Source organism: Sphingomonas natans (assembly GCF_030546695.1).
Taxonomy (GTDB): domain Bacteria; phylum Pseudomonadota; class Alphaproteobacteria; order Sphingomonadales; family Sphingomonadaceae; genus Sphingomonas_I; species Sphingomonas_I natans.
In genome coordinates, this window is record NZ_JAUOTP010000004.1 from 97,797 (window position 1) to 121,270 (window position 23,474).

The following is a 23,474-nucleotide window of genomic DNA, read 5'->3' on the forward strand; positions in this document are numbered from 1 at the left end:
GCTCAGCGAGGCGCCGTGATCCGAGTTTTGCCGCTCCCGAGCGGCCAATCGCGGCCGCCGAACACGAACGTTCCCGACACGCCGTCCGGAAGCTCGATTTCGGCTTCCAAGCCGGCCGCTCCTTGTCGATATCGCGTGCGGATCAGCCCCGCAGGATGCGCCATCGCTGCATCGACCATTTCGAGCGCGCCGAGTTGGGGCGCGATCCGCACCTTTGAAAAGCCGCTGGCGGCCGGCTGAATGCCGGCAACATAGCTGAGCAGCCCGCTCGTCGGATGTGCGCTCCACGCGTGGCTGTCCGAACGGCTCGGGTCCGGGTTTTCGGGCCAAGTCGTGAAATGCTGCTTGAGAAGGTCACGCCACGCATCCAGCAGTCCGAGATATCGATCGCCGAGGCCGGCATGATCGAGCGCCCGGGCGAGGTAGAACGAGAAGTAGAAGGTGGTCCCGGTCATGCCTGCTGGCGCGTCGATCCCGTGACCCGGAACGATGATCCTTCGCAATAGCCCGGCCTGCTCTGCCTTCGGCGCGACATCGTAAAGCACTGCCAGCGCGTTTGCGTGTTGACTGCAACTCGTCTTGGCGGGCGTATCGGCGTAGAGACCGCGCCCCGCGTCCCAGCACTGGGCCTGAATCCCGCGCGCGGCGATCGCCGCCTGTTCCGCATCTTGACGCCCCCGTGCCGGATCGCCGATCGCGATTTCCAGATCAGCGGCCTCCTTCAGCGCTCCGAGGCGAAGCAGCGAGATCACGCAGCTGTCGGGCGCCTTGCCCGTGCGATCGCGTCCGCCATCGAGGCCATCGCGCCAATCGACGAACAGCCACCCCGGACTGGCCCGCACGATGCCGTCGTTGCGGACGAAAGGTGCGAACCAGTCGAGCACCGCGCGCATACCGGGAAGCGTTCGCTTCAGTACCGTCGGATCTGGTTGGCGCATCCAGTAATCGTGCAGCATCCCGATCCACAGCAGGGCGAACGGGGGAATCGGATTGCTGCCCGAGATCGGCCATGACGATTGTGGCAGGCCATCCACCACGCGCGAATGATCGAACGCGTCGAGAGCCTGGATCGCAAGCTTCGGATCCCCGCCGATATCGTAGGACAGTAACGCCTGGATGCGCGTGTCGCCGATATACTGAAGCTGCTCCCAATAGGCCGAATCCTGATAGGTTTCGTGCGCATCGAACAGACCGGTCATCCAGCCTATCCGCCAGATCTCGTTGAGTTGCGGATCGCTGCTGACGAAGTGGCCGCGCTGCTCGAACGGATATCCCGTTTCCCGAGTTTCGAAGCGGTCCAGCGTGATCGGCTGATCGCCGGTCTTCACGCGGATCTCGACATAGCGCCATGCCCGCCACCAGAAGGGTGCGAACCGTCGACCCGGTCGTCCGTCAGCCGTCAATGTATCGGTCAGGCCAAGCGCAAGCCCGTCATCGATCCGGGCGCGATCGGCGAGCCGGAGCGGGCCGCCGCGATCGCCGCGTTTGACGGGATCGTACAACGCCTCGGCATAGGTGAGCGTGATCCTGGCCCCCCGCCCTCCGCTGACGATCAGCGTGGGATAGGCGGCAAGGACGCGCTGCGCGTCGATCAGCAGCCTCGCCTCGCTATGCGCGGGCACGACGGCCGCGCCATCGGGAAAGGCGCTCGCGGAGATGCCGTCCACGCGCACGACCCGGCCGCTGGGCACCGTCGCGTAACGCATCTGCGGGAGCGCGTCCGGCACCAGCACACGCTTCTTCTCGCTCTGCGTGATCGCCGGCGCCGGCTCCTGCCAATCCGTCGCCGCGTCGGCGCCAGTCGTCCAGCCATCGATCTGCGCACCGGCGTCGATCTGCTCGGGCGCGCCGGCCGCATAATAAGTGGGGCCAACCTCGCCGATCAGCTGGCGCATGCCCGACCCGGCGTCCCTCGATCGATCGAGGCGGACGCGCCACAGGGGTCCCGTATCGATCGCAGCGTCGGCATCATGCTCCGCTTTGACCATGAAGCCCGTATGACCCGTCGAAATCTGCGCTACCGGTGCGACCTTGCCGTCGCTCCACACCTGCGCCGTGATCAGGTTCGGCCCGGCCTTCAGATAAGGCGCGAGATCCAGTGCTTCGTAGCGCCAATGCGCCAGATCGCCGCGGGCCGGACCTGCCGCGACGCGCAGACCGTTCACGTAGAGGATGAAGCGATTGTCCGCGCTGACGCGGATCGGCATTGTCGCCGGCTTGGCCGACAGGATCAGTCGACGCCGGAACTGAAGTGCGACCGGCTTCCCGCGGAAGTCCGCGACGAAGGCGGCCGGATGCGTGATCCACGGCGCGGCCACATCCAGTCGCGCCCTTGCAACTTCGTCCGCCGCGGCACGCGCGGCTGCGACGGCAGCGGGTGTGGGCGGAAGCGCGGCAAGCTCGCTGCCGATCCGCGTCAGGGCATCGCCTGGCAGATTATCGGGCGCGAAGCTGCGTATATCCGTCAGCGTCATCGCGCGGGCTTGCGGACCACCCGTGTTCAGCACCTTTGGCGCATAGCGACCGATGATGTCCCTCGCTCGCGCATCCTCCAGCAGAGTGCTCAGAGGCATCGCGCTCACGCTCGGACGCTCGGGCGTGATCACGTGGTCTGCGTCCACCGCCTGCGAGAGCGCGCCGGAGGCGACGCCGGTTATCGCGAGACAGATGGAGAGAGCGACATATTTCATCGGGCGGATCCGTCTGTGCTTGTTGCGATAGTGCCGCTGAGGAGTGCGCCGGGATCGCAATCAGTAAGCATGAGCCGCCTCCTCGTCGGGAGTGGGCCGGCGCGCATACCAGCCGAAAGCGGCGATGCCGGCATAGCAGAGCGCCGGCACGATCAGCGCCGCGATCAGGCTCCAGTTGAGGGTGGTCAGCCCCCCAAACAGAAAGAACAACGCGAAGACAAATGAAACAAGTCCGCGCCCGCGAATGCGCATGTTCTTTCCGTCCGATATGTCGCTCACCCCGGCAACAGACATCCAACCATCCCAATACTGACGGGCTCATCGCGACGCCCGCCGCACCCGAAGCCTCTGATCCTACGCTTTGCCAGATCGTATCAGCGGATCGAGCCGGCGTTCTTTTCCGTCTCCCAGAACAACCGTTCGGTCTTTTCGGGATCTGCGATGAGCGTACATTGCACGTCGATCAGCATCGTCTCGCGCCGGTCGATCGTGTACGGCTTCCACTCGGGCTGGCCGGCAATTGAGGGGCGACCGGTGCGCGCGAAAGCGGCCCACATCGCGCTCATGTTCGCGGCGGTCTGTCGCTTGCCGGGCGTGAGGTCGCTGAGCGGGTTTGGCGGCGCGCTTGTGCCGGGCGGCGGCACGACGTTATCGAATTTGGTGCCGATGTCGGAGGCATGCGGCGACCCTATTGGATAATCGGTCTGGGGCACCTTCGTCGGCGATTGATAGTCGAGAATATACGAATAGACCGGCGCCGCGCCCTCCTGCGCCTTCTGCTCCGCAACCCGCACGGCATAAGCGCGCCACGGTGTCGCCGTTGTAATGGCGATATAGAGCTGCGAGGGCGACGCGTTGGGCCGGGATCCCCTGAATGTGCGGATCCAGTCGTCGGTTCGATCACCGAGCATGAGCGCCAGGCGCTGCCGCAAATCTTCGTCCGACATCGAGAATGTCGATTTGTCCCCGAGATTGAAGAAAACGGCCTCGTCCTTGCAGCCGCCGACGATCAGCGGCTTTTGCGCGGAAAGGGCCGGCGCATGATCCTTGAAAGGAGATTCTGGGAGGATCGCGCCGTCGATGATCGGCCAGAACATGCGATCCCGATTATTGCGTTGCGCGCCACCCGTCCGTTCGCCCGGCACGGCCGCATCGGCTTCGCCCGTCTGGAAACGAAGCAATTGCTCGGCCGGGAGCTCGAGAAGTTTTCGCGGGTCGGTCAGACCGAGCGCACGCATCGCCTCCCGCGCGATTTCGGTCGCTTCCTCCGGCGCACGATCACCCGGACCCACAGGACTCTCGATGGAGGCCTTGTGGAACAGGGGTGCGGCGGCGGGCATGGCATAAAGCGCGGCCGTCTTGCCGCCCCCCCCGCTCTCTCCGAATATCATGACGTTGTGAGGATCGCCGCCAAAGGCCGCAATATTCTCGTTCACCCACGTCAACGCAGCCACGAGATCGAGCAGGCCCTGATTGCCCTGATATTCAGGGCCCAGCAATTGCCCGAGGTAGAGATACCCCATGACGCCAAGACGATGGTTCGATTCCACGACGACCACGTCATAAAGCCTGGCCAGATTGGCACCGTTTTGACTTGGCCTGTTGCCCGATCCGACGGTGAATCCGCCGCCATGGCTGTAGAACATGACCGGGCGCCTGGCACCGTCGGCCGCCGGGGTCCAGATGTTCAGAAAGAGACAATCCTCGGCAGCCGCGGGCTCGCCGGGAAACCCGCCGGCTTGGATTGCGGGGGCTCCATATTGCGTCGCATCCCGGACCCCTGTCCACGCAGGCGGCGGCGGCGGCGCCCGAAAGCGCCGATCCGGTCCGGATACGCTGCCGCCATAGGGCACGCCCCGGAAGGCCTGTGCGCCGCGCTCGATCATTCCGCGCAAACGCCCCTGAGCGGTCATCACGACGGGATTGGCATCCTTCGCGAAGGCCTTCGACGCCAGCGCCCCCCAGCCGAGCGCGGCGGCGCCGCCAAGTATGGTTCTGCGAGACCAGTCCATCCATCCTCCTCTCAACGCGCATCGCGCGCGCGAAATCCCCGCTGACGGTTCATCCATCGGCAATCCGGTCTGCCGAGAACTAACGCTCGCAGCCACCGATAGCGCTGTCATTTTTCGCGGTGTTATTGCTCTGTTTTGCCGAACCTTAGAATATCACACGGCCAAATGGCAAGTCGGACAAGCGGCCATGATGACGCCAAGCGATCGGCGAAATTTCGGTAGGATTGCGCACGTCGTCATGAGTCTCACTCGCGCCGAGCGGAGGGGGGGAGCTCACTTGGCAGATCAAGCGTCGCCAGCTTGCGCAGATCGTCCATCAGCGCATCCAGTCGCGCCGGGCCGAGTGTCTCGAACAGCGTCCGTTCATGGCCGTCGTCGGCGATCTTCAGTTCTGCGAGCAATGCCTGGCCCGGCGCGGTGAGATTGAGCACATTGACCCGCCGATCGTTCGGACGCTTCCTGCGGACGACCAGTCCGCGGCTCGCCAAATCCTCGACGAACCCAACGAGATTGGGCGCCCTGATACGCAGCTCCTGCGCCAGAGAGTCGAGCGTCGACCCGGGGTAAAGGTCGATGAGAGACATGAGCGCATATTGCTGGGGCTTGATCGAAAACGGTTCGAACGTCGCGATGAGGTTCTGCCACACGGCACTCTGCGCAACACGCAACATGAACCCGAATTGATGCGTGACATTGCGAGCGGTAGCCCTTTCGGCATCGTCCAAGCGGCGGGCTCCTCATCGGCTCTCGCACATGATCCAGCAGGACACGTTGCGGCGCAAGGGGCGGCGTCGATGCAGCCCCCGCCACCCGAAACGTCGGGCGACGGAAGCTGCGATCAGCGAGATCAGAATGTCATGCTGGCACGCAAGCCATATTCGCGCGGCGCTCCATATAGCTCGTTATTCCCAACTTGACCGGAGACATATTTCTTGTTGGTCAGATTGTTTGCGAAACCCTCGACCTGCCAATTGCCGTTTCGGTAGGTCAACAGCGCCGATACAAGGCCGCGAGATCTTAACAGATCGAACGTCTGCGAATAGAACAGGCCGGCATATTGCTTGCTGACGAAGGCATAGTTCAGCCTGGGCGTGAGCGACCCGCTGCCGCCCAGTCCGATGCTGTATTGCGCGCCTGCATTATACGTCCACCGAGGCGAAAGCAGATTCGATCGTCCACCAGCCGTGCTCGTGAAGGGGACGTAATTGAAGCAGGTGGGTGGGTTTGACGGCGTTCCCGCAGCGCATTGCGGCCCCAGATTGCCCGCAGGAAGCAAACGTGGATTGACCGAACTGAATCCCGGCAACTTGCTGTCCACATAAGATGCGGCAGCATCCGCGGAAAATCCGCCAAACTTCGCCTGGATCTGCGCCTCGATGCCTTTGATCGTCGCATTGGTCAGGTTGGTGACGCCATTCTGGCCGCTGGTGACGTCGATGACGCCGAACTGAAAGCCGTGATAATCGTTATAGAAGGCGTCGATCTGGGTCCGGATGTGGCTGTCTGCTAACGTGGACTTCCACCCCAATTCGTAATTCCAGACCGTTTCCGGTTTGAACTTGGAAGCTGCCGAATTGTACCCCCCGGGCTTATATCCACGGGCTGCGAACGCATAGAGAAGATTGTCCGGGTCGATCTTGTAATTGAGCGCAAACTTGCCCGTGACGCGTCCGTCGCGATTGCCCGCGGCCAGATCGGCAACTTGAAGGCCGCCCGGCGGAAAACCGGGAACGCCTACTCCGATCCGGACCGCCCCGCTCCCGCTTGCCTTGAAGTGCGAATAGCGCAGGCCGAATTGCGCCTCCAATTTGTCGGTCAACTGATAGTTTGTCTGCGCGAACAACCCGGTCGTGTACTTATACTGCTGCTGCATCACGTTCAGCCCTGGCCCGGCCGGATCGGTCTGGGAAAGCCGCACATTGATGCGGTTTCTTTGATAATAACCGCCGAGGATCCAGTCGAACGGTCCATCGGTCGGCGATATCAGATTGATCTCCCCGCTCAGTTGCCGCTCGCGGACATATTGATCGGTTGCGATCGACGCCAACTCGGTCGCATCATTATCGTACAGAAGGTTGACATGTTTGTCCTGATAGCCGGCTATCGCACGCAGGGTCACATCGTTGGCGAATGAGTATTTGAATTCGCCGCTATGGATGCGGGCATATTCGTGCCCGCGCGATCGCGCATTATAATCGACTGTCCGAATGTCGTTGGTACGCCCTGGCGCGTATAGGGTTCCCAGGATCGGCCTGTAAGCAAAGCCGCCTGTATCATGCTCGAGGATCTCGGTCTTCAACAGGGCCTGAAAGTCACCGGGTTTCCACAGAAGCAGGACGCGCCCGGCTTTCTCGTCGAGCCGTCCCGGATGCGTATCGCCCGGGCCGATGTCGTTATAATAGCTATCATGACGGCGATACTGGCCCGCAACGCGAATGCCGAGCGTCGTCGTGATCGGGAGGTTGAGCGCGCCTTGGACGCCGGCGGCATCATAATTGCCGTATTGCGCATCGATATAGCCGCCGGCTCTGTCGAGCTTAGGAAGCTCCGAATTGATGAAGATCGCGCCGCCGGTCGAATTGGACCCGACCAGCGTCCCCTGCGGGCCGCGCAGGACCTCGACGCTCGCTATATCGTAAAACGCGCCGGTGGCCACGATCGGCGGCTGGAAGATGCCGTCCGCATAGGTCGCGACGCCATTGGCGACCGACGGAGAGCCAGACGCGAGACCGATGCCCCTGATATTGGCAGACTGGACCAGTCCCCCATCGGTCACGCTCAGCGACGGGGCCGCGAATTGCAGATCGGAAAGTCGCGTGACCGCCTTTTCCGTGAGTCCGCGCGCGGACAATGCCGTTGCCGCGATCGCCAGGTTTTGCAGGTTTTCGGTCCGGCGCTGCGCGGTGACTATGATTTCCGCCAGTCCGTCCGATGATGGGACCGCGGCGCTCGATGAAGCGGACGCAGACGAGCTCTGCGGCGCACCCGGCGCCGCGGGCGGGCCAACTTGGGCGAGCACCGGATTTGGTATCAGGCACAGCGGCGCACAGGACATCCACAGATGGGCAACTTTCATACATCCTCCCTCGGTCAAGCCGATGTTGACGGCGAGAATGCTCTGATCGGCATGCTAGCGCTGTCAGAATCACTTATATGGCATATCGATTATGTGGCATAATGATTTTTGAGAGATAGCCGGGGCAACCGGTGTTGAGGAGAGATGGCATGGGCACGAACCGCACTTGGATCGCACGCCGGATAGGCTCGATCAGCTTGATCCTGGCCATTGCAGGCCTTGCAGCGCAGCGCGGGACAGCCGCCCCGGTCGCGGGATCGCTGTCACCCGACAGATGCCGCGCCGGTCTGCCGGTCCGATTGAGCGGAAACGGGGCCAGAATAGAGCGAGCCACGCGCCTCGCCGCGGGACGGGTCGGCGATGCTGACTTGCCGGCACATTGCGAGATCTTCGGGATCCTCGGCGAACATCATGGTGTTGACGGCCAGGATTATGCGATCCGGTTCCATCTGCGTTTGCCCGACGATTGGAACGGCCGGTTCCTGTTCCAGGGGGGCGGAGGCACCAATGGCGAGATCGGGAACGCAACCGGCCCAGTCTCGCGCGGAACCCCCTCCGCTCTGCAGCGGGGCTACGCGGTCGTGAGTCAGGATTCGGGTCACGACAATCGCCGCAACGGCAATCCGCTGCGCGGTGGCGCGACGGCATTCGGGTTCGATCCGCAGGCACGCGCGGATTATGGCCACGCCTCGCTGGCGCCCGTTGCCCGCGCCGCGCGGGCGATCATCTTGGCTTATTATCGAACTGCCCCCGCTTTCTCGTATTTCGTCGGCTGCTCCAAGGGCGGCGAGGAGGGGATGGTCCTCGCCCAGAAACATCCCACGCTTTTCGATGGCATCGTCGCCGCCGCCCCCGGCTTCGCGCTGCCCCGCGCAGCGGTCGCCCAGGTCTGGGACGTGCAGGCGATGGCCAAGGCGACCGGCTCTGACGTACCGACCCTGGCAGCGCTGGCGAAGGTCTTCAGCGATGCCGATCTCGCCCTCGCCGGGAAGGCCGTACTGGCCGCCTGCGACGCTGACGACGGTCTGATCGACGGCATCGTTGCCGCGATCGGAAGTTGCACCGACGATAGGGTGCGCGGCGTTCTGGATCGGACCGTTTGCATCGGCGACAAGACGCAAGCCTGTTTGTCCTCAACGCAGCTCGCCGTACTCGCGCGCGTCATGGGCGGCGCCCGCAAGCCGGATGGCACGCTCGTTTATGCGCGCTGGCCGTGGGACCCGGGCATTGCATCACCCGGCTGGCGCCTGTGGAAACTGGGTAGCGCGGACGGCAAGATTCCCGCGCTGAATGTCGTGTTGGGCGGCGCGTCCCTGCCGTCGGTGTTCAGCGTCCCCCCTACCCCCGTTCCGGCGGATCCATCGGCGTTGCTGGCGTGGGAGATGCGATACGACTTCGCAACGGACGTGGATCGGATCTATGCGACGGGTGGCGCCTTCGCCCGATCGGGCTGGCAGGATGTTTCGGCGCGCTCGCCCGATCTCGCCGCCTTCCGGGCGCACGGTGGCAAAATGGTCGTTCCACATGGAGTGGCGGATCCTGTCTTCTCGATCGACGATACGATCGATTGGTATCGGCAGGTCGATGCCCGCTCCGGTGGCGACGCCGCCGGCTTCGTCCGGCTGTTTCCCGTGCCCGGGATGAACCACTGCGGCGGTGGCCCGGCAACGGACGAATATGATGCGCTCGCGGCGCTCGTCGATTGGGTGGAACGGAAGCACGCGCCCGATGCCATCATCGCAACCGCCGGACCCAACACGCCTTGGCCCGGCCGAACCCGGCCACTCTGCCCGTTCCCGAAGACAGCTCGCTATGTCGGCGGCGACAAGGAGAAGGCCAGCGCTTTTATCTGCAGCTGAGCGAGATCGGGCGCGTCAGCGGGATAGTTCGCCGATCAGCCCCAGGCTGGCGTTCACGATACCATCCTCCGCGCAACCGGGCTTCAGGCGGGACGAGATGACCTGGAAAGTCAGCCTCGGGCTCGCTTCGTTTGAGTAGATATAGCCGGAATTGGCGGCCCCGTTGGCGAGCGTCGTCATCATCAGCTTCCTGACGGGCGCCTCGCGCTTCAGGCGGGCGGCGATGTCACTGTAGACCTCGCCGTTTACGGTCGCGATATAGATGTCGCCGATCCGCAGCATCCCGACCTTGAGGTTGACCGGCGCGCCGTCGGCGTAAGGCGGCAGCACGCCCTCCCGAACCGCATTGTCGCGATCGAGACGATCGCGGCCGGGGCACTGGAAGGCCCTTTGCGCCCCCCTGATCTCGGCCGTGTCGGCCAGGGCACGCTGATCGATCATCGCCTGAATGGCGCTTTCGCCGATAATGGTGCCCATCGCCTCGACCAGCTGCACGGTGTTCTCGATCGCGGCGTCGTAGGCGACCTGCTCCGCGGGAGCGATCGGAATCGCCATCTGCGCGTCGTCCCGGGCGACCGGATTGCGCTCGTTCAGATTGCGCTGCCACGGTGGGGGCGCGGTGATCGCCTGATCCTTCGCTGCCGGCGAGTGGGTCCGGACCGAGATCAGTTGACGCTCCGGTCGCTGGAGACGGGGATTCTGATCGCCGGATGCGCCCTGCGCGAAGATGGCCACGGTCCGCGGTCCGTAATGCTGCTCGACATAGCGGGACGCCGCCCCGGCGAAATCGCCACTGATGACGCCCGAATGATAGAAGTTCACCGGATGCATCGCATAATTCATGTACACCGCGATTGGATTGCCGCGTGCGTCGAGCAGATCGACGACGGCGAGCGTCTTGTCCGACTTGCCGTCGACATTTGGTCCCTGGAGCCATCGGCCATCGACGAAATAATCGCGATTGACGTTGAGATGGACGTCGGCCGTCGCATAGCCGATCCGCGCCGGGCGCATCGCGGCCTTGGCCGATTCCACGGCCGTCACGATCGCATTTTCTATGGTCTTGGCTGTCGGCTCGCCTGCGCCGCCGAGGCCGCCGGTCGATCCGCTATGGGTGTGCGTCGCCGAGATAACGAAATTCTCGGCCGGGCATTTGGCGATCTTGGAAGCGCGCTCGGTGGCCGGTTTGACGAGTGCATCGCGCAGACCGCCTTGATCGACACCCACGATGACCGCGCATCGCCCATGATCGCTGATGACGACGGCACGCGCATAGAGGCGGTCGACGATACGGTCGCCCGCAGAAAGCGCCCGCGCCGGGGGAGTGATCTCGACCTTGCCCGCTCCGGCTATCAGTCCTTCTGCCTGCGCCTTCGTGGAGCTGCATATCGCGACGATAGCGAACGATGCGAGCAGGATCGTCGATGCTTTCACTGATCTCTTCCCGATGGCGCCGGATTCCCGATCCTTCGCAACAGGCTGCAGCATGATGACAGCCCTGTCAAAAGCAACTTTGGACCAGCGCTTAGGCGTGATCGTGCTTGGCTTACAAGGACCTACCGACATCGCATGAGGCGCATGAAAAGCAGAAATGGTGGGCCCGGAGGGACTCGAACCCCCAACCTAGCCGTTATGAGCGGCCAGCTCTAACCGTTGAGCTACAGGCCCGTTGCGCGGGGCGATAGCGGAGCGTCGGCGATGCTGGCAAGCGTGGTCAAAGGCTGCGCATCCGCCGCAGCCCGGTCTCGGCGCGCAGCGGCAGCGAGAGCACGATCCGGTCGTCGTGGATCGCCAGCCGGCCGCCGGCCTCCTGCGCGAGCCGATCGACGAGGCGCAGCGCGAAGCCCAGGCCGAGTTCGGGCGCGTCGGCATCGCCGAGCGCGGCCGGCGGATCGAGCAAGGCTTGCGCCGGCCAGCCGGTGAGCCGGCCCGGGCGCGTAACGCTAAGCGCGAGCATCCGCCCGTCGGCGCGATCGCGCCCAAGCCGGGCGACGATCTGCTCCCGCCGGCGGCCGAGCGCGACGACCGCGCCGATCAGCCGCGCCACCATCCGCTCTACCGCCTGCGGATCGGCATCGACCGGGGGCAGGCCATCGGCGACGCGGAAACTGACCTTGAGCCCGCGTGCCTCGGCAAGCGGCTGGAGCGCGCCATCGATGCGAACCAGCAAGGCGGCGATATCGAGCCCGCCATCGCCGGCGGCGGCCACGGCCAGTTCCAGCGCGTCGATCGCCGCGACCAAGGCGGCGCCGCGCGACGCGACCTCGCTCGCGGCGGCGCGGATCTCGCCGGGCGGCAGCGCGTCCGCCACGACGGCCTCGACCATCGCCTCCAGCGGATCGCGCAGTCGATCGATCGCCCCGTCGAGCCGCGTCGTCTCCGCTGCGGAGGCGGTCGGCGCGGACGGCGCCTGGAGCACCGCGGTCTCGTCGGCGCGAGGCGCGCGCGCGACGCCGCGATAGCCCGCCGTCCGCCCGATAATGTCGTCGATCGGCTCGGCCGAGATCCGCCATTCGCCCGCATGCGGACCGTCCTCGACGAGGAGTCGCGCGTCGCTGAAGCCGGTGCCCGTGCGCCAGGCGCCCGCCGCCTGCCCGTCCACGCCCTGCGGCGGCTCGGCGCAATGAGCGAAGAGCGTGCCGTCCTGCGCCCGCAGCGCACCGCTTGCGTCGATCGTGAAGGCGAAGCCCGTTTCGAGCACGGGCTCCTCCTCGCGGCGCGCCTGATAGGCGTCGATCCGGGCGAGCAGATCGCTGATCTGGCTGGCCGCGATCGGCGGCGCCGGTTCGTGCTCGGCGGGGAACAGGTCGTATGGCTCGTCGAGCATCGCGGGAGTCATGCGCCTGAGCGGCGACGGCGTGCGCAGCAAAACTCCATAGGCTGCGGCATCACGCTCGAGATGATCGAGGAAAGGTGCGGAGGCGCGCGACAGATCGAGCCCCTCGATCATGCGGCGGCGATCGGACAAAGGCACGGCCTGCTCGGTCTCGCCGAAACGGGCGACGGCGTCCGCCGACAGCGCCTCATCCAGATCGGCGCCAACCGCGAGCAGATCGGCAAGTTGACGCCAGATGCGGACGCGATCGTCCTGATCCCGCGCCTCCCACGCCAATATCGTCGCGAGCCTGTCGTCGAAGCGCACCTGTTTCCCCCCAAAAAGCGCGCAGCTGTCCCACGCGATCATATCGCGGCTGGCGCGTTTCGAGAAGCAAAGTCTTGCTTGGAAAATTACGCGGCGGCGCAATATGATTGCTGCCAAGACCCATCCGCCGCAAGGAACATCCGTGCCGACGCAGACGCCCCTCGATCCGATCGATCGCACGATCCTCGCGACACTTCAGGACGAGGGCCGAATCACCAATGTCGAGCTGGCCGGCCGGGTCGGTCTGACCGCCCCGCCGTGCCTGCGCCGCGTGCGCACGCTGGAGGAGAGCGGCATCATCCGCGGCTATCATGCCGAGCTCGATCCCGCCGCCTTGGGCTTCGGCATTACCGTCTTCGCGATGGTGAGCCTCAAGAGCCAGGCCGAGGCGGATCTGCTCGCGTTCGAGGAACATGTCACCGCGCTGCCCGAGGTGCGTGAATGCCATATGCTCAACGGCGAGATCGATTTCGTGCTGAAGATCGTCGCGCACGATCTGCAGGCGTTCCAACTGTTCCTGACATCGAAGCTGACGCCCGCACCGAACGTGGGCAGCGTGAAGACCTCGCTGACGATCCGCACCGCCAAGCAGGTGCCAGGCGTCCCCGTCGATCTGGGCTAAGAGCGCCCGCGGCGCGCCGCCAGCCGATCCGGCCTCCGCTCAGGCGGCGCTGGCCGCCATCCGGGCGGCGAGTTTCTCTTCCTCGGTCCAGACCCGGCGCTCCTTCGGCGCCTTGGGCGGCTTGACCTGCTTGACCGGCCCGCCGCCCAGCACGGGTGCGCGCTTGGTCGAATGGCGCGCTATCTCGCAATGCCATTCGTGATCGTCCTGCACGGTCAACTGGCGGCCGATCTCGCGCTCGACATCGTGCAGCCAGGCGCGCTGCTCGGCGTCGCACAGCGTGATCGCATAGCCGCTGCGCCCCGCGCGACCGGTGCGGCCGATGCGGTGGACATAGCTTTCGGGCAGGCTCGGCAGATCATGGTTGAAGACATGCGTCACCGTATCGACGTCGATCCCGCGCGCGGCGATATCGGTCGCCACGAGGACCTGCACGTCGCCCGCGCGGAAGGCGTCGAGCGCGCGCTCGCGCTGCCCCTGCGACTTGTTGCCGTGCAGCGCCTCGGCGGTGATGCCGCTCTCGCTGATGAACGCGCAGACCTCGTTGGCGATATTCTTCTGCAGCGTGAAGACGACTGCCTGCCCCATGTCGGGCGTGCGCAGCAGCGCTAGCAGCGCCTCCTTCTTGTGCGCCGCATCGAGGAACATCACCGACTGTTCGATCCGATCGACGGTGGTCGACGGCGGGGCGATCTCGACGCTGGCGGGATCGGTGAGCAGGCTCTCGGCCAGCGCGACGATCGACTTCGGCATCGTCGCCGAGAACAGCAAGGTCTGCCTGTCCTTGGGCAAAGTCGCAACAAGCCGCTCGATCGGCTTGGCGAAGCCCATGTCGAGCATCTGATCGGCCTCGTCCAGCACCAGCGCCTCGAGCTGCGACAGGTCGCACAGTCGCTGCTCGATCAGGTCGAGCAGCCGCCCTGGCGCGGCGACGACGATGTCGACGCCGGCTTTCAGCGCCGCGACCTGATGGAACTGGCTGACGCCGCCGAAGATCGTCGTGACGCTGAGTGACAGGTGGCGGCCGAAGCTCTCGAAGCCGGCGGCGATCTGCGACACGAGTTCGCGCGTCGGCGCGAGCACGAGGATGCGGGTGCCGCCCTTGGGCGCAGGGCGGGGATCCGCGGCGAGGCGGTGCAGCAGCGGCAGCGCGAAGGCGGCAGTCTTGCCGGTGCCGGTCTGCGCCATGCCGAGCATGTCGCGGCCTTGCAGCAGCATCGGGATCGACTGGGCCTGGATCGGCGTCGGATGGGCATAGCCCTGCTCGGCGAGCGCCTGCAGCAGAGACGGTGCCAGAGCGAGATCGGCGAAAGTCATGGTCATCGTCACGCGGCGCCTCCAGCGCTGAGCAAGCTGCGCCGGGATCGGGCTTAGCGTTTCGGAAGCGCGGGCTGTTAGGTGCGATGCTGCACTGCGTCAACGCGCAATGCGGGCACAATGAATCGCGGCGCGCTCCGCACAGAGAAACGCCGTCCCGGATCTCCCGGGACGGCGTTTCCGTGTCAGCAATATCGCAGACGATCAGGCCGTCGGCGGGTGATCGACATAGACGGTCCACAGATCGGCAAGCGGCTTGCGCGGGCCGGTGACCTGCGCGAACGCGGCCTTGGCGCCGGCCGCGTCGCCCGACTTGGCGAGCGCCATGCCGAGGCGGACATTGACGACATTGGCATCGACGCCGCCCTTCTGCAGCGCGAGCTTGTATAGTTCGACTGCCTTCGTCCACTCGCCATAGCCCAGGAACGCATCGGCGGTGTTGAGCGCGACCTTGCCGGTCGCCGCGGCATTGGCCGACTTGCCGGCACTCGCCAGCGATGCCTTATCGGCAGGGACCTTGGCGGAGACGATGCCCTTGATCTCGCTCGCATTCTTGCCCGCGGGATTGACCTGGCCCGATGAAGTGCCGGCGTTCAGCACCATCTGCGCCTCGCCCGGATAGCGCAGGTAGGTCGCGAGGACATAGTCCATGTAATCGCGCTCGCCCTTCATCCCGCCGGTGGCGTAGAGCAGGCGATACAGATCGATCTCGGTATCCGGATCGAGCTTCGACGAATCGCGATAGATGACCAGCGAATCGCGCCAGTTGCTCTTGGTCGGATAGGCCGAGACCCACTTGCGCGCGAGATCGGCGGTGATCGCGTTGATCGCGGCCTTGTCGGGGCCCGCCTTCGCGCCATAGCCGATCGCGATGCCGCGCTGATACCAGGCCTCGGGCACCGGCTGGCCGGCAGCCTGCTGCTTGTCGATCGTCGCTGTCAGCGACTGAAGCGCGACGAGATCCTTGCCCAACTCATGCTGCGAGGAGACGAGCACGGGGATAAGATCGGCATCGGCGCTGCCCGCGGCCTGCGCGGCGAGCAGAGCGGTCTCGGCGGTGCGGAAGTCCTTCGCCTGATAGGCCATCTTGGCCTTGACCATCTGCAGCTGGCTGACGGTCTCCGGCGGGGCCTTGCCGCTGTCGATCATCATGTTGACCGCCTTGGGAAACAGATCGGGCTGCTGGCCCTTCTGCGCGACCTGCAGATACAGCTGGCCGACGATATATTTGTCATCGGCGGTCTTGATCTCGGGCTCGGCGGTTTCGATCGCGGTCTTGGCGCCGGCGAAATCATTCTTGGCGAGCGCGGCCTGCGCGGCGACGGCACCGGCGCGGACCTTCGGAGACAGCTCCATCGCGGCGGGCTTGGCTTCCTTCTCCTTGGCGAAGGCAGGCGCGGTCGCGACGACCCCGCCGAGCGCCAGCGCGAGACAGAGCGCGGTGGTGGAAAGCATCTTCATCTGGCTTCATCTCCTCTGGGCTCGCCTGGTCGAGCCGGCGCGGTGGCGTGCCTAACTCCGGCAGGCGACGCCGACAAGCGCTCAAGCTGCCTGTTCGGCGGTGAACGCCTCTTGAACCCGCATCGGGCGCGTTGGTTTCCCTGTCCTTCCCCTCCCTGCACGCAGGGAGGGGACCGAGGGGTGGGTGCGCCGAGCATATGTGACACCTGCCGCGAGGGACCCACCCCCGGGCCCTCCCTCCGTGCGGGGAGGGGAGCCATGCCTCGCGCGCGCCCACGCGCCTACGCGGGGTGGTGTAAACGCCCACGTGTCGCTAAACGGTCATGCCGGGCCCTGCGCACCGGGCCCCTTCCCCGCAGCGACAACGAGACACATCCTTGGCCACCATCCCGCCGCCGCCCGAGGGCAGCGACATCTCGCCCATCAACATCGTCGACGAGATGAAGTCGAGCTATCTCGATTACGCGATGTCGGTCATCGTCGCGCGCGCGCTGCCCGACGTGCGCGACGGCCTGAAGCCCGTCCACCGCCGCATCCTCTATGCGAGCCAGGAGGGCGGCTTCGTTCCCGGCCGGCCCTATCGCAAGTCCGCCAAGATCGTCGGCGACGTGATGGGCAATTACCATCCGCACGGCGACAGCTCGATCTACATGGCGCTCGCGCGCATGGCCCAGGATTGGGCGATGCGCGTGATGCTGATCGATGGTCAGGGCAATTTCGGATCGATGGATCCCGATATGCCGGCCTCGATGCGCTACACCGAGGCGCGCCTGTCCAAGGCGGCGATGGCTTTGCTCGAGGATATCGAGAAGGACACCGTCGATTTCGGCCCGAACTATGACGGCTCGCGCGAGGAGCCTCTGGTCCTGCCCGCACGCTTCCCCAACCTGCTCGTCAACGGTGCGGGCGGCATCGCCGTCGGCATGGCGACCAACATCCCGCCGCACAATCTGGGCGAGGTCGTCGCGGCCTGCAAAGCCTATATCGAGCGGATGCTGTCCGGCGCCGAGCCGATCACGATCGAAGAGCTGATGGAGATCGTCCCCGGCCCCGATTTCCCGACCGGCGGCATGATCCTCGGCCGTGGTGGGTGCCGCAACGCTTACACGGTCGGGCGCGGCTCGATCATGATGCGCTCGAAGCACGAGATCGAGACGAAGCGCGGCGACCGCACCTCGATCGTGCTGACCGAGATCCCGTATCAGGTGGGCAAGGCCGGCCTCGTCGAGGGGATCGCCGAGGCCGCCAAGGAAAAGCGGATCGAGGGCGTCAGCGACATTCGCGACGAATCGAACCGGTTCGGCGTGCGGATCGTCATCGACCTTAAGCGCGACGCGACCCCCGAAGTGGTGCTCAACCAGCTCTGGCGGCATACGAGCGCGCAGACGAGCTTCCCGGCCAACATGCTCGCGCTTCGCGGCGGCCGGCCCGAGACTTTGTCGCTCTACGACATCATCGAGGCGTTCGTCGGCTTCCGCGAGGAGGTCATCACCCGCCGCTCGAAGTTCGAGCTGCTGAAGGCGCGCGAGCGGGCGCATGTGTTGCTCGGCCTCGTCGTCGCGGTGACCAATCTCGACGAGGTCGTGAAGATCATCCGCGGCTCGGCCTCGCCCGTCGTGGCGCGCGCCGCGCTGGCCGCCCGCGAATGGCCGATCGCCGAGATCGCGCAATATATCCGCCTCGTCGAAGCGGTCGAGGAAGAGGTGACGGGCGACACCTACACCCTCTCCGACATCCAGGTCCGTGCGATCCTCGACCTGCGGCTCCACCGCCTGACCGGCCTCGGCCGCGACGAGATCGGAAGCGAGCTGGAAGGCCTCGCCACATCGATCGGCGAATTGCTCGAGATCCTCGGCAACCGTGTGAAGCTGTACGAGGTGATGGACGCCGAATTCGACGCGATCCTCGCGGCCTTCGCGACCCCGCGCAAGACGCTGATCGCCCCCGCCGGCGACGATATCGACGACGAGGATCTGATCGAGCGCGAGGACATGGTCGTGACCGTGACGCTCGGCGGCTATATCAAGCGCACCCCGCTCGATACGTTCCGCACGCAGGCGCGGGGCGGCAAGGGCCGCTCGGGCATGGCGACCAAGGACGAGGATGCGGTCACCAAGCTGTTCGTGACGAGCACGCACACCCCGGTCCTGTTTTTCTCGACCGCGGGCAAGGTCTATCGGATGAAGGTCTGGAAGCTGCCCGAAGGCGCCCCGCAGGCGCGCGGCCGGCCGATGATCAACCTGCTGCCGCTGGCGCCCGGCGAGACGATCTCGACCGTTTTGCCCTTGCCCGAGGACGAGGCGGAATGGGGCAAGCTTCATATCCTGTTCGCGACCGCCAAGGGTCTCGTCCGCCGAAATTCGATGGACGCGTTCACGAACATCCGCTCGGCTGGCAAGATCGCGATCCGCTTCGGCACCGACGACGAGAGCGAGGATGCGACAGATCGCCTGATCGGCGTGACCCTGCTGACCGAGGAGGACGACGTCCTGCTCGCGACGCGCAACGGCAAGGCGATCCGCTTCGCCGCGACCGACGTGCGCGAATTCCAGAGCCGCACCGCATCCGGCGTGCGCGGCGCCAAGCTGATCGGCGGCGACGAGGTGATCTCGCTCTCGATCCTTAAGAGCGCGCCGTGGGACACCGAGACTCGCGAGAAATATCTGAAGGCCGCCCCCTGGAAGGAGGGCGAGCGCGAGACCGACCTCGATGCCGAGCTGATCGCGGAAATGTCCGAGCGCGAAGAGTTCGTGATGACGGTGTGCGCCAACGGCTATGGCAAGCGTTCCTCGGCCTATGAATATCGCCGCACCAATCGCGGCGGCCAGGGCATCACCAATATCGACAATCTCGCGCGCAACGGCGCGGTCGTCGCCAGCTTCCCCGCGCACAAGGGCGAGCAGCTCATGCTCGTCACCGATCAGGCCAAGCTCATCCGCATGTCGGTAGGCGATACCCGCGTGATCGGGCGCGGTTCGGCGGGCGTCCGCCTGTTCCACGTCGCCGACAACGAGCATGTCGTCGCCGCTGCGCGGATCGAGGAGGCTGAGGAAGAGGCCGAGGCCGATGTGCGCGAGGATGGCGACATCGTCGCGCCGACGACCGATCCGGTGCCCGATGCCGACACCGGCGAGGATCTCGCCGACGGAGGCGAGGCCGAGTGACGGACGGGCAATGATGTTCGCGCCCGGCGCGGCCGCCTGCATCGGTGCCTGCCTGATCGAGGCGCTGTCGCCCGAGCGGCGCGCGGTCGTCGAGCAGCAGGTGCGCACGCAGGGGCCGGCGCGCGCCGTCGCCGATCTGTCTTCGGACGGGGTCGGCCGCGGCAGCCGCTGGGACATATTGATGATCGCGATCGAAAGCGGCGATGTCGGCTGGCTGCGCGTCGCCGGAGCGCTCCGCCCCGGCGCAACCGGGGCGGCCGGAGAGGCGTTGCTCAGCGCGCTGTCTACGGCGCTCCGCCGCAATGCGCCCGGCGTGCTCGGCATGATGGGGCCGACGATCCGCGCCGAGGACATCTGCTATCAGCGGATCGATGCGCGGCCGATCGACGACAAGGTGTTCGAGGTCCATACGCGCAACGCTCTGGTGAGCGTCGCCGACCCCAGATTGACGGCGCTGCGCGACAAATGCCTCGCGATCCTGACCCAGCATAGCGAGGAATGACGATGCCCGAGCCGATCGCCTACAAGGTTCTGACGACCGAGCAGATGGAGATGCTGGAGCATGAGAGCAGCTTCGCGGGCGCACCGATCGATCTCGCCGACGGCTATATCCACCTCTCGACCGCGGCGCAGCTGACCGAGACCGTCGACAAGCATTTCGCCGGGCAAGACGGGCTGCATCTGGCCGCGGTCGATCTCGATGCGCTGGGTGACGCGATCCGCTGGGAGGAATCGCGCGGCGGCCAGCTCTTCCCGCATCTCTACGGTCAGCCGCTGAGCCTGGAGACGATCCTCGCCTACGGCCCGCTCGAACGCGAGGCGGACGGCACGATCCGGTTGCCCGTCGCCGGCTAGACCGGGGGCACCGCGCTCGCGGGGCGCAGGGCGAGCGCCTAAAGGGAATGTCCGGGGGGATTCTGTTGCTCGGCCCCCCCGGCGGCCGCCGGAATCCGCTTCTGTTGCCCGGTGCGGCCCGAACCGCGTTCAAGCCTTATAATCTAAGCCGTTAGGCCTTGATTATGCAGCAATCGCGAGCGCCTCGTTATCGTTGGCACTTGTGGTTTTGAGCCTTTAACGGGTTACTCAGCCCGGGCGAAAACACGCATCCCGTCCACACGTCGATCCTAGTTCGGCCCCGTCAGAGCCGGCCTTGAGAGACCGGTTATGGTGGAGCCGCCGGGTACTGCCCCCGGGTCCGCTGCGTCGAAAGTACGTACGATTTATCGCCATAGCCGCGGCGAACCCCGGCACGGGCGATATAGGCAAGCGGTGCCGGGATGTGAAGGGCGCGAACGAGCGGCGTTACTTGCCCCGCGCTTTCAGCTCGTCGCGGATCTCGCGGAGCAGCTGCACCTCGGCGCTGTCGGGCGCGGGGGCGGCGCCTGCTTCCTCGCGCGCTTTCTCCGCCTCGAAGGCGGTCATCGCCTTGCTGACCGCGCGCAGCAGCAGGAAGATGATGAAGGCGACGATGATGAAATTGACGACCTGCGTCGCGAAGGCGCCATAGCCGAGCAGCGGGACGCCGGCCTTCTTGAGATCGGCATAGCTGGCCATCGACCCGGCATAGTCCGCCGGGACCGGGCCGAGCCGCAAGAAATAGCCCGAGAAATCGAGCCCGCCGAAGATCTTGCCGATCATCGGCATGATGATGTCGTCGGTCAGGCTGGTCACGATCTTGCCGAAGGCGGCGCCGATGATCACGGCGACCGCGAGATCCATCACGTTGCCGCGGTTGATGAATGCCTTGAATTCCTTGAGCATCGAAAGTCCTTTTCGGCCGTTTCTCACCCTGCGCGCTTTGTCGGGCCTCGCGCCGGCCGGATCAACCCCGACGATCCGGCGATCTTGATTGCGGCACGTGTTCTACCCAAGTAAGACGGCGCAACCGAAACAATCCTTTCCGAGGACGCATGATGTCGCTTTCGATCAAGACCCGTCTCGCCTTTGTCGCGCCCCTCGCTGCGATCGCGCTCGGCGGCTGCGGCATCAATTCGATTCCGACCGCCGAAGAGAATGCGAAGGCCAAATGGGCCGACGTGCAGAACGAATATCAGCGCCGCGCCGATCTCGTCCCAAATCTCGTGGCGACGGTGAAGGCGGCCGGCGCGCAGGAAAAGAGCATCCTCGTTGAGGTGACGCAGGCGCGGGCTGCGGCGAACACGGTCCGCGTCTCGGCGAGCGACCTGACCGATCCGGCCAAGCTCGCGCAGTTCGATCGCGCGCAGAGCACGCTCGGCCTATCGCTGCAGAAGATGCAGGAAGCCTATCCCGAGTTGCAGAGCCAGGAAGGCTATAAGACGCTGCAGAGCCAACTCGAGGGCACCGAGAACCGGATCACGATCTCGCGCCGCGATTATAACGAGGCGGTGCAGAGCTATAACACGCGCATCCGCACCTTCCCCGACGCGGTCGGCGCGAAGATCTTCTACGGCGCCAAGCCGATGGCGACCTTCCAGGCGACGAGTGCGGGCGCCGACACCGCCCCCAAGGTGAATTTCTAAGCGGCTCGTGACGCTTTTTCATCCGCACGGCCAGGGCCGGGGTTCATCGAGGCGCTCGGCCCGCGCTCCGGCTTTAGCTTGGCTATGGTTGGTCGCGCTGGCGGCGTTCGCGCTGGGCGGGGTCGCCTCCCCTGCTCGCGCGCAGACCTTTCCGGCGTTCACGGGGCTGGTCGTCGACGGCGCCAACCTGCTTCCTGCCGATCGCAAGGCGACGCTGCAGGCCAAGCTCGAAGCCTTCCAGAAGACGACGCAGCGCCAGCTCGTCGTCGCCGTCATCCCTGATCTGCAGGGCTATGCGGTCGAGGATTATGGCTACCGGCTCGGGCGCAGCTGGGGCGTCGGGCTCAAGGATGCCGACAATGGCGTGATCCTGATCGTCGCGCCCAAGGAGCATAAGGTCCGGATCGAGGTCGGGCGCCGGCTAGAGCCCTTCCTGACCGACGCGATCTCCAGCGTCATCGTCCGCGACCGCATCGTCCCGGCCTTCAAGGCGAACGACATGCCCGGCGGCATCGACGCCGGCACCGACGCGATCATCGCACAGCTCAGCCTGCCCGACGAGCAGGCGAAGGCGCAGGCCGCCAAGGCCGCGACCGAATTCGATCGGACGCACAAGCGCTCGTCCTCCGGCGACGGCCTTCCGCTCGGCCTGATCTTCTGGGGCTTCGTCGTCCTGTTCGTGATCCTCGCGATGCGGCGCGGGCGCAGCGGCAATGCCGGCGGGCCATGGGGCCAGCGCCGCTACAAGAGCAATGACGGCGGCCATGGCTGGATCTGGCTGTGGGCGGCGAGCGAGATCCTCAACAGTTCGAGCCGTGGCGGCGGGGGCGGCGGCGGTTTCCTCGGCGGCGGGAGCAACGGCGGCGGGGGCTCCGACGGCAGCTGGGGCGGCGGCGGCTTCACCGGCGGCGGCGGCGGCGATTTCGGAGGCGGTGGCGCCTCGGGAGACTGGTGATGAAGCTGACCCCGCGCGATTCGCAGATCGTCGCCGACGCGATCCGCGCCGCCGAGGCGCGCACCGACGGCGAGGTCGCCGCGATCGTTGCGCAGGAGTCCGACAGCTACAAGGATGTCGTGCTGCACTGGGCTCTGGTTGTGGCACTGCTGCCGCTCAGCATCGCCGCCGGTTTCCCGGCGCTGCATGCCAAGGGCGCCACGATGCTCACGGGCGGGTGGGAAGAGCCGTCGCTGCGGCTGATGCTGATGATCCTGCTGTTCGAGACCGTGCTGGCCTTCCTGGTCGGGCGCTTCGTCGTTGGCCTTCCCAGGGTCCGCATGGCGCTGACGCCGGCCACGACGAAGGCGCGGCGCGTCCGCCGCCGCGCGATCATGCTGTTCCGCACCGGCACCGAACAGCGCACCGCCACCTCGACCGGCGTTTTGCTCTATCTGAGCCTTGCCGAGCATCGCGCCGAGATCGTCGCGGATGCCGCGATCCACGCGAAGGTCGAGCCGGCTCTGTGGGGCGAGGCGATGGCGGTGCTGATCGCGGCGGTGCGCGACGGACGCCCCGGCGAAGGCATTGCTGCGGCGATCGCGAAGATCGGCGACGTGCTCGCCGAGCATTTCCCGCGCGGCGACGATCCCAACGAGTTGCCCGATCGGCTCATCGTCCTCTGATCGAAAGACC

At 65.7% G+C, this 23,474-nt stretch carries 18 protein-coding genes, 1 tRNA gene, 1 other RNA gene and 1 pseudogene; 8 read left to right on the forward strand and 13 right to left on the reverse strand.

The annotated features are described in order from the left end of the window. Positions 1-2 precede the first annotated feature (2 nt). The 6 genes and pseudogenes from Q4F19_RS10075 to Q4F19_RS21480 form a co-directional block, all read right to left on the reverse strand. Positions 3-2,690: a family 78 glycoside hydrolase catalytic domain gene (locus tag Q4F19_RS10075; protein ID WP_303542159.1), complete on the reverse strand. Its 2,688-nt coding sequence runs from the start codon at positions 2,688-2,690 to the stop codon at positions 3-5. 60 nt (positions 2,691-2,750) lie between these two features. Continuing rightward, the gene (locus Q4F19_RS10080; RefSeq protein WP_303542160.1) at positions 2,751-2,942 is read right to left on the reverse strand and encodes a hypothetical protein; all 192 of its coding nucleotides are present in this window, start codon (positions 2,940-2,942) and stop codon (positions 2,751-2,753) included. A 122-nt stretch (positions 2,943-3,064) separates the two neighbouring features. Beyond that, positions 3,065-4,759, reverse strand: coding sequence for a carboxylesterase/lipase family protein (locus Q4F19_RS10085; protein WP_303542783.1), 1,695 nt, complete (start codon positions 4,757-4,759; stop codon positions 3,065-3,067). A gap of 188 nt (positions 4,760-4,947) precedes the next feature. Then, positions 4,948-5,427, reverse strand: coding sequence for a MarR family winged helix-turn-helix transcriptional regulator (locus Q4F19_RS10090; RefSeq protein WP_303542162.1), 480 nt, complete (start codon positions 5,425-5,427; stop codon positions 4,948-4,950). A gap of 122 nt (positions 5,428-5,549) precedes the next feature. Next, positions 5,550-7,001: a TonB-dependent receptor gene (locus Q4F19_RS10095; protein ID WP_303542164.1), complete on the reverse strand. Its 1,452-nt coding sequence runs from the start codon at positions 6,999-7,001 to the stop codon at positions 5,550-5,552. A 324-nt stretch (positions 7,002-7,325) separates the two neighbouring features. Then, a pseudogene (locus Q4F19_RS21480) lies at positions 7,326-7,778 on the reverse strand (hypothetical protein); the annotation flags it as partial. 368 nt (positions 7,779-8,146) lie between these two features. On the opposite strand from Q4F19_RS21480, the gene Q4F19_RS10105 reads away from it, so the two are divergent. Next, entirely contained in the window at positions 8,147-9,637 is a 1,491-nt protein-coding gene (locus Q4F19_RS10105) for a tannase/feruloyl esterase family alpha/beta hydrolase (protein ID WP_303542167.1), read from the forward strand. 15 nt (positions 9,638-9,652) lie between these two features. On the opposite strand, the gene Q4F19_RS10110 is transcribed toward Q4F19_RS10105, so the two are convergent. The 3 genes from Q4F19_RS10110 to Q4F19_RS10120 form a co-directional block, all read right to left on the reverse strand. Beyond that, on the reverse strand, positions 9,653-11,071 hold the full coding sequence (locus tag Q4F19_RS10110; protein WP_303542168.1) for a neutral/alkaline non-lysosomal ceramidase N-terminal domain-containing protein: 1,419 nt from the start codon (positions 11,069-11,071) through the stop codon (positions 9,653-9,655). Positions 11,072-11,229: 158 nt separating this feature from the next. After that, a tRNA-Ile gene (locus Q4F19_RS10115) sits at positions 11,230-11,305 on the reverse strand. A gap of 46 nt (positions 11,306-11,351) precedes the next feature. Continuing rightward, entirely contained in the window at positions 11,352-12,779 is a 1,428-nt protein-coding gene (locus tag Q4F19_RS10120) for a hypothetical protein (RefSeq protein WP_303542170.1), read from the reverse strand. A 142-nt stretch (positions 12,780-12,921) separates the two neighbouring features. Here Q4F19_RS10120 and Q4F19_RS10125 point away from each other — a divergent pair, with 142 nt between their 5' ends. Continuing rightward, positions 12,922-13,401 carry an Lrp/AsnC family transcriptional regulator gene (locus tag Q4F19_RS10125; RefSeq protein WP_431312391.1) on the forward strand — a complete coding sequence of 160 codons (480 nt, stop codon included), beginning with the start codon at positions 12,922-12,924 and terminating at the stop codon, positions 13,399-13,401. Between the two features lie 39 nt (positions 13,402-13,440). Here the strand turns inward: Q4F19_RS10125 and Q4F19_RS10130 are convergent, their stop codons facing one another. Both Q4F19_RS10130 and Q4F19_RS10135 read right to left on the reverse strand, forming a co-directional pair. Next, positions 13,441-14,724 (reverse strand): DEAD/DEAH box helicase, encoded by a 1,284-nt coding sequence (locus Q4F19_RS10130; RefSeq protein ID WP_303542176.1) that lies wholly within the window; start codon positions 14,722-14,724, stop codon positions 13,441-13,443. A 198-nt stretch (positions 14,725-14,922) separates the two neighbouring features. Further along, positions 14,923-16,179 carry a hypothetical protein gene (locus Q4F19_RS10135; protein WP_303542178.1) on the reverse strand — a complete coding sequence of 419 codons (1,257 nt, stop codon included), beginning with the start codon at positions 16,177-16,179 and terminating at the stop codon, positions 14,923-14,925. 377 nt (positions 16,180-16,556) lie between these two features. Here Q4F19_RS10135 and gyrA point away from each other — a divergent pair, with 377 nt between their 5' ends. Genes gyrA through Q4F19_RS10150 form a run of 3 tightly spaced genes read left to right on the forward strand, consistent with a single transcriptional unit; the run spans position 16,557 to position 20,198 of the window. After that, positions 16,557-19,343: a DNA gyrase subunit A gene (gene gyrA / locus Q4F19_RS10140; protein WP_303542179.1), complete on the forward strand. Its 2,787-nt coding sequence runs from the start codon at positions 16,557-16,559 to the stop codon at positions 19,341-19,343. 10 nt (positions 19,344-19,353) lie between these two features. Continuing rightward, on the forward strand, positions 19,354-19,845 hold the full coding sequence (locus Q4F19_RS10145) for a hypothetical protein (RefSeq protein ID WP_303542180.1): 492 nt from the start codon (positions 19,354-19,356) through the stop codon (positions 19,843-19,845). Between the two features lie 2 nt (positions 19,846-19,847). Beyond that, positions 19,848-20,198: a DUF952 domain-containing protein gene (locus tag Q4F19_RS10150; RefSeq protein ID WP_303542183.1), complete on the forward strand. Its 351-nt coding sequence runs from the start codon at positions 19,848-19,850 to the stop codon at positions 20,196-20,198. Between the two features lie 90 nt (positions 20,199-20,288). On the opposite strand, the gene ssrA is transcribed toward Q4F19_RS10150, so the two are convergent. Further along, positions 20,289-20,631: a transfer-messenger RNA gene (gene ssrA / locus Q4F19_RS10155) on the reverse strand. A gap of 14 nt (positions 20,632-20,645) precedes the next feature. Further along, entirely contained in the window at positions 20,646-21,104 is a 459-nt protein-coding gene (mscL, locus tag Q4F19_RS10160; RefSeq protein ID WP_303542185.1) for a large conductance mechanosensitive channel protein MscL, read from the reverse strand. A 152-nt stretch (positions 21,105-21,256) separates the two neighbouring features. Here mscL and Q4F19_RS10165 point away from each other — a divergent pair, with 152 nt between their 5' ends. The 3 genes from Q4F19_RS10165 to Q4F19_RS10175 all read left to right on the forward strand — a co-directional run bounded on the left by Q4F19_RS10165 (position 21,257) and on the right by Q4F19_RS10175 (position 23,464). After that, complete coding sequence (locus Q4F19_RS10165) at positions 21,257-21,844, forward strand: LemA family protein (RefSeq protein ID WP_303542187.1); 588 nt, start codon at positions 21,257-21,259, stop codon at positions 21,842-21,844. A gap of 88 nt (positions 21,845-21,932) precedes the next feature. Further along, complete coding sequence (locus Q4F19_RS10170) at positions 21,933-22,799, forward strand: TPM domain-containing protein (protein WP_303542189.1); 867 nt, start codon at positions 21,933-21,935, stop codon at positions 22,797-22,799. After that, a complete protein-coding gene (locus tag Q4F19_RS10175; protein WP_303542190.1) occupies positions 22,799-23,464 on the forward strand; it encodes a TPM domain-containing protein in 666 nt (221 codons plus the stop codon). The genes Q4F19_RS10170 and Q4F19_RS10175 overlap by 1 nt, the downstream gene beginning before the upstream one ends. Positions 23,465-23,474: the final 10 nt, after the last annotated feature.

Bases quoted from the DNA above. Each gene is read 5' to 3' on its own strand.
- Q4F19_RS10150 (WP_303542183.1), top strand. From the start codon at position 19,848: ATGCCCGAGCCGATCGCCTACAAGGTTCTGACGACCGAGCAGATGGAG.
- Q4F19_RS10165 (WP_303542187.1), top strand. From the start codon at position 21,257: ATGTCGCTTTCGATCAAGACCCGTCTCGCCTTTGTCGCGCCCCTCGCT.
- Q4F19_RS10175 (WP_303542190.1), top strand. From the start codon at position 22,799: ATGAAGCTGACCCCGCGCGATTCGCAGATCGTCGCCGACGCGATCCGC.
- Q4F19_RS10085 (WP_303542783.1), bottom strand. From the start codon at position 4,759: ATGGATGAACCGTCAGCGGGGATTTCGCGCGCGCGATGCGCGTTGAGA.
- Q4F19_RS10135 (WP_303542178.1), bottom strand. From the start codon at position 16,179: ATGAAGATGCTTTCCACCACCGCGCTCTGTCTCGCGCTGGCGCTCGGC.
- Q4F19_RS10130 (WP_303542176.1), bottom strand. From the start codon at position 14,724: ATGACCATGACTTTCGCCGATCTCGCTCTGGCACCGTCTCTGCTGCAG.
- Q4F19_RS10145 (WP_303542180.1), top strand. From the start codon at position 19,354: ATGATGTTCGCGCCCGGCGCGGCCGCCTGCATCGGTGCCTGCCTGATC.
- Q4F19_RS10075 (WP_303542159.1), bottom strand. From the start codon at position 2,690: ATGAAATATGTCGCTCTCTCCATCTGTCTCGCGATAACCGGCGTCGCC.
- mscL (WP_303542185.1), bottom strand. From the start codon at position 21,104: ATGCTCAAGGAATTCAAGGCATTCATCAACCGCGGCAACGTGATGGAT.
- Q4F19_RS10080 (WP_303542160.1), bottom strand. From the start codon at position 2,942: ATGCGCATTCGCGGGCGCGGACTTGTTTCATTTGTCTTCGCGTTGTTC.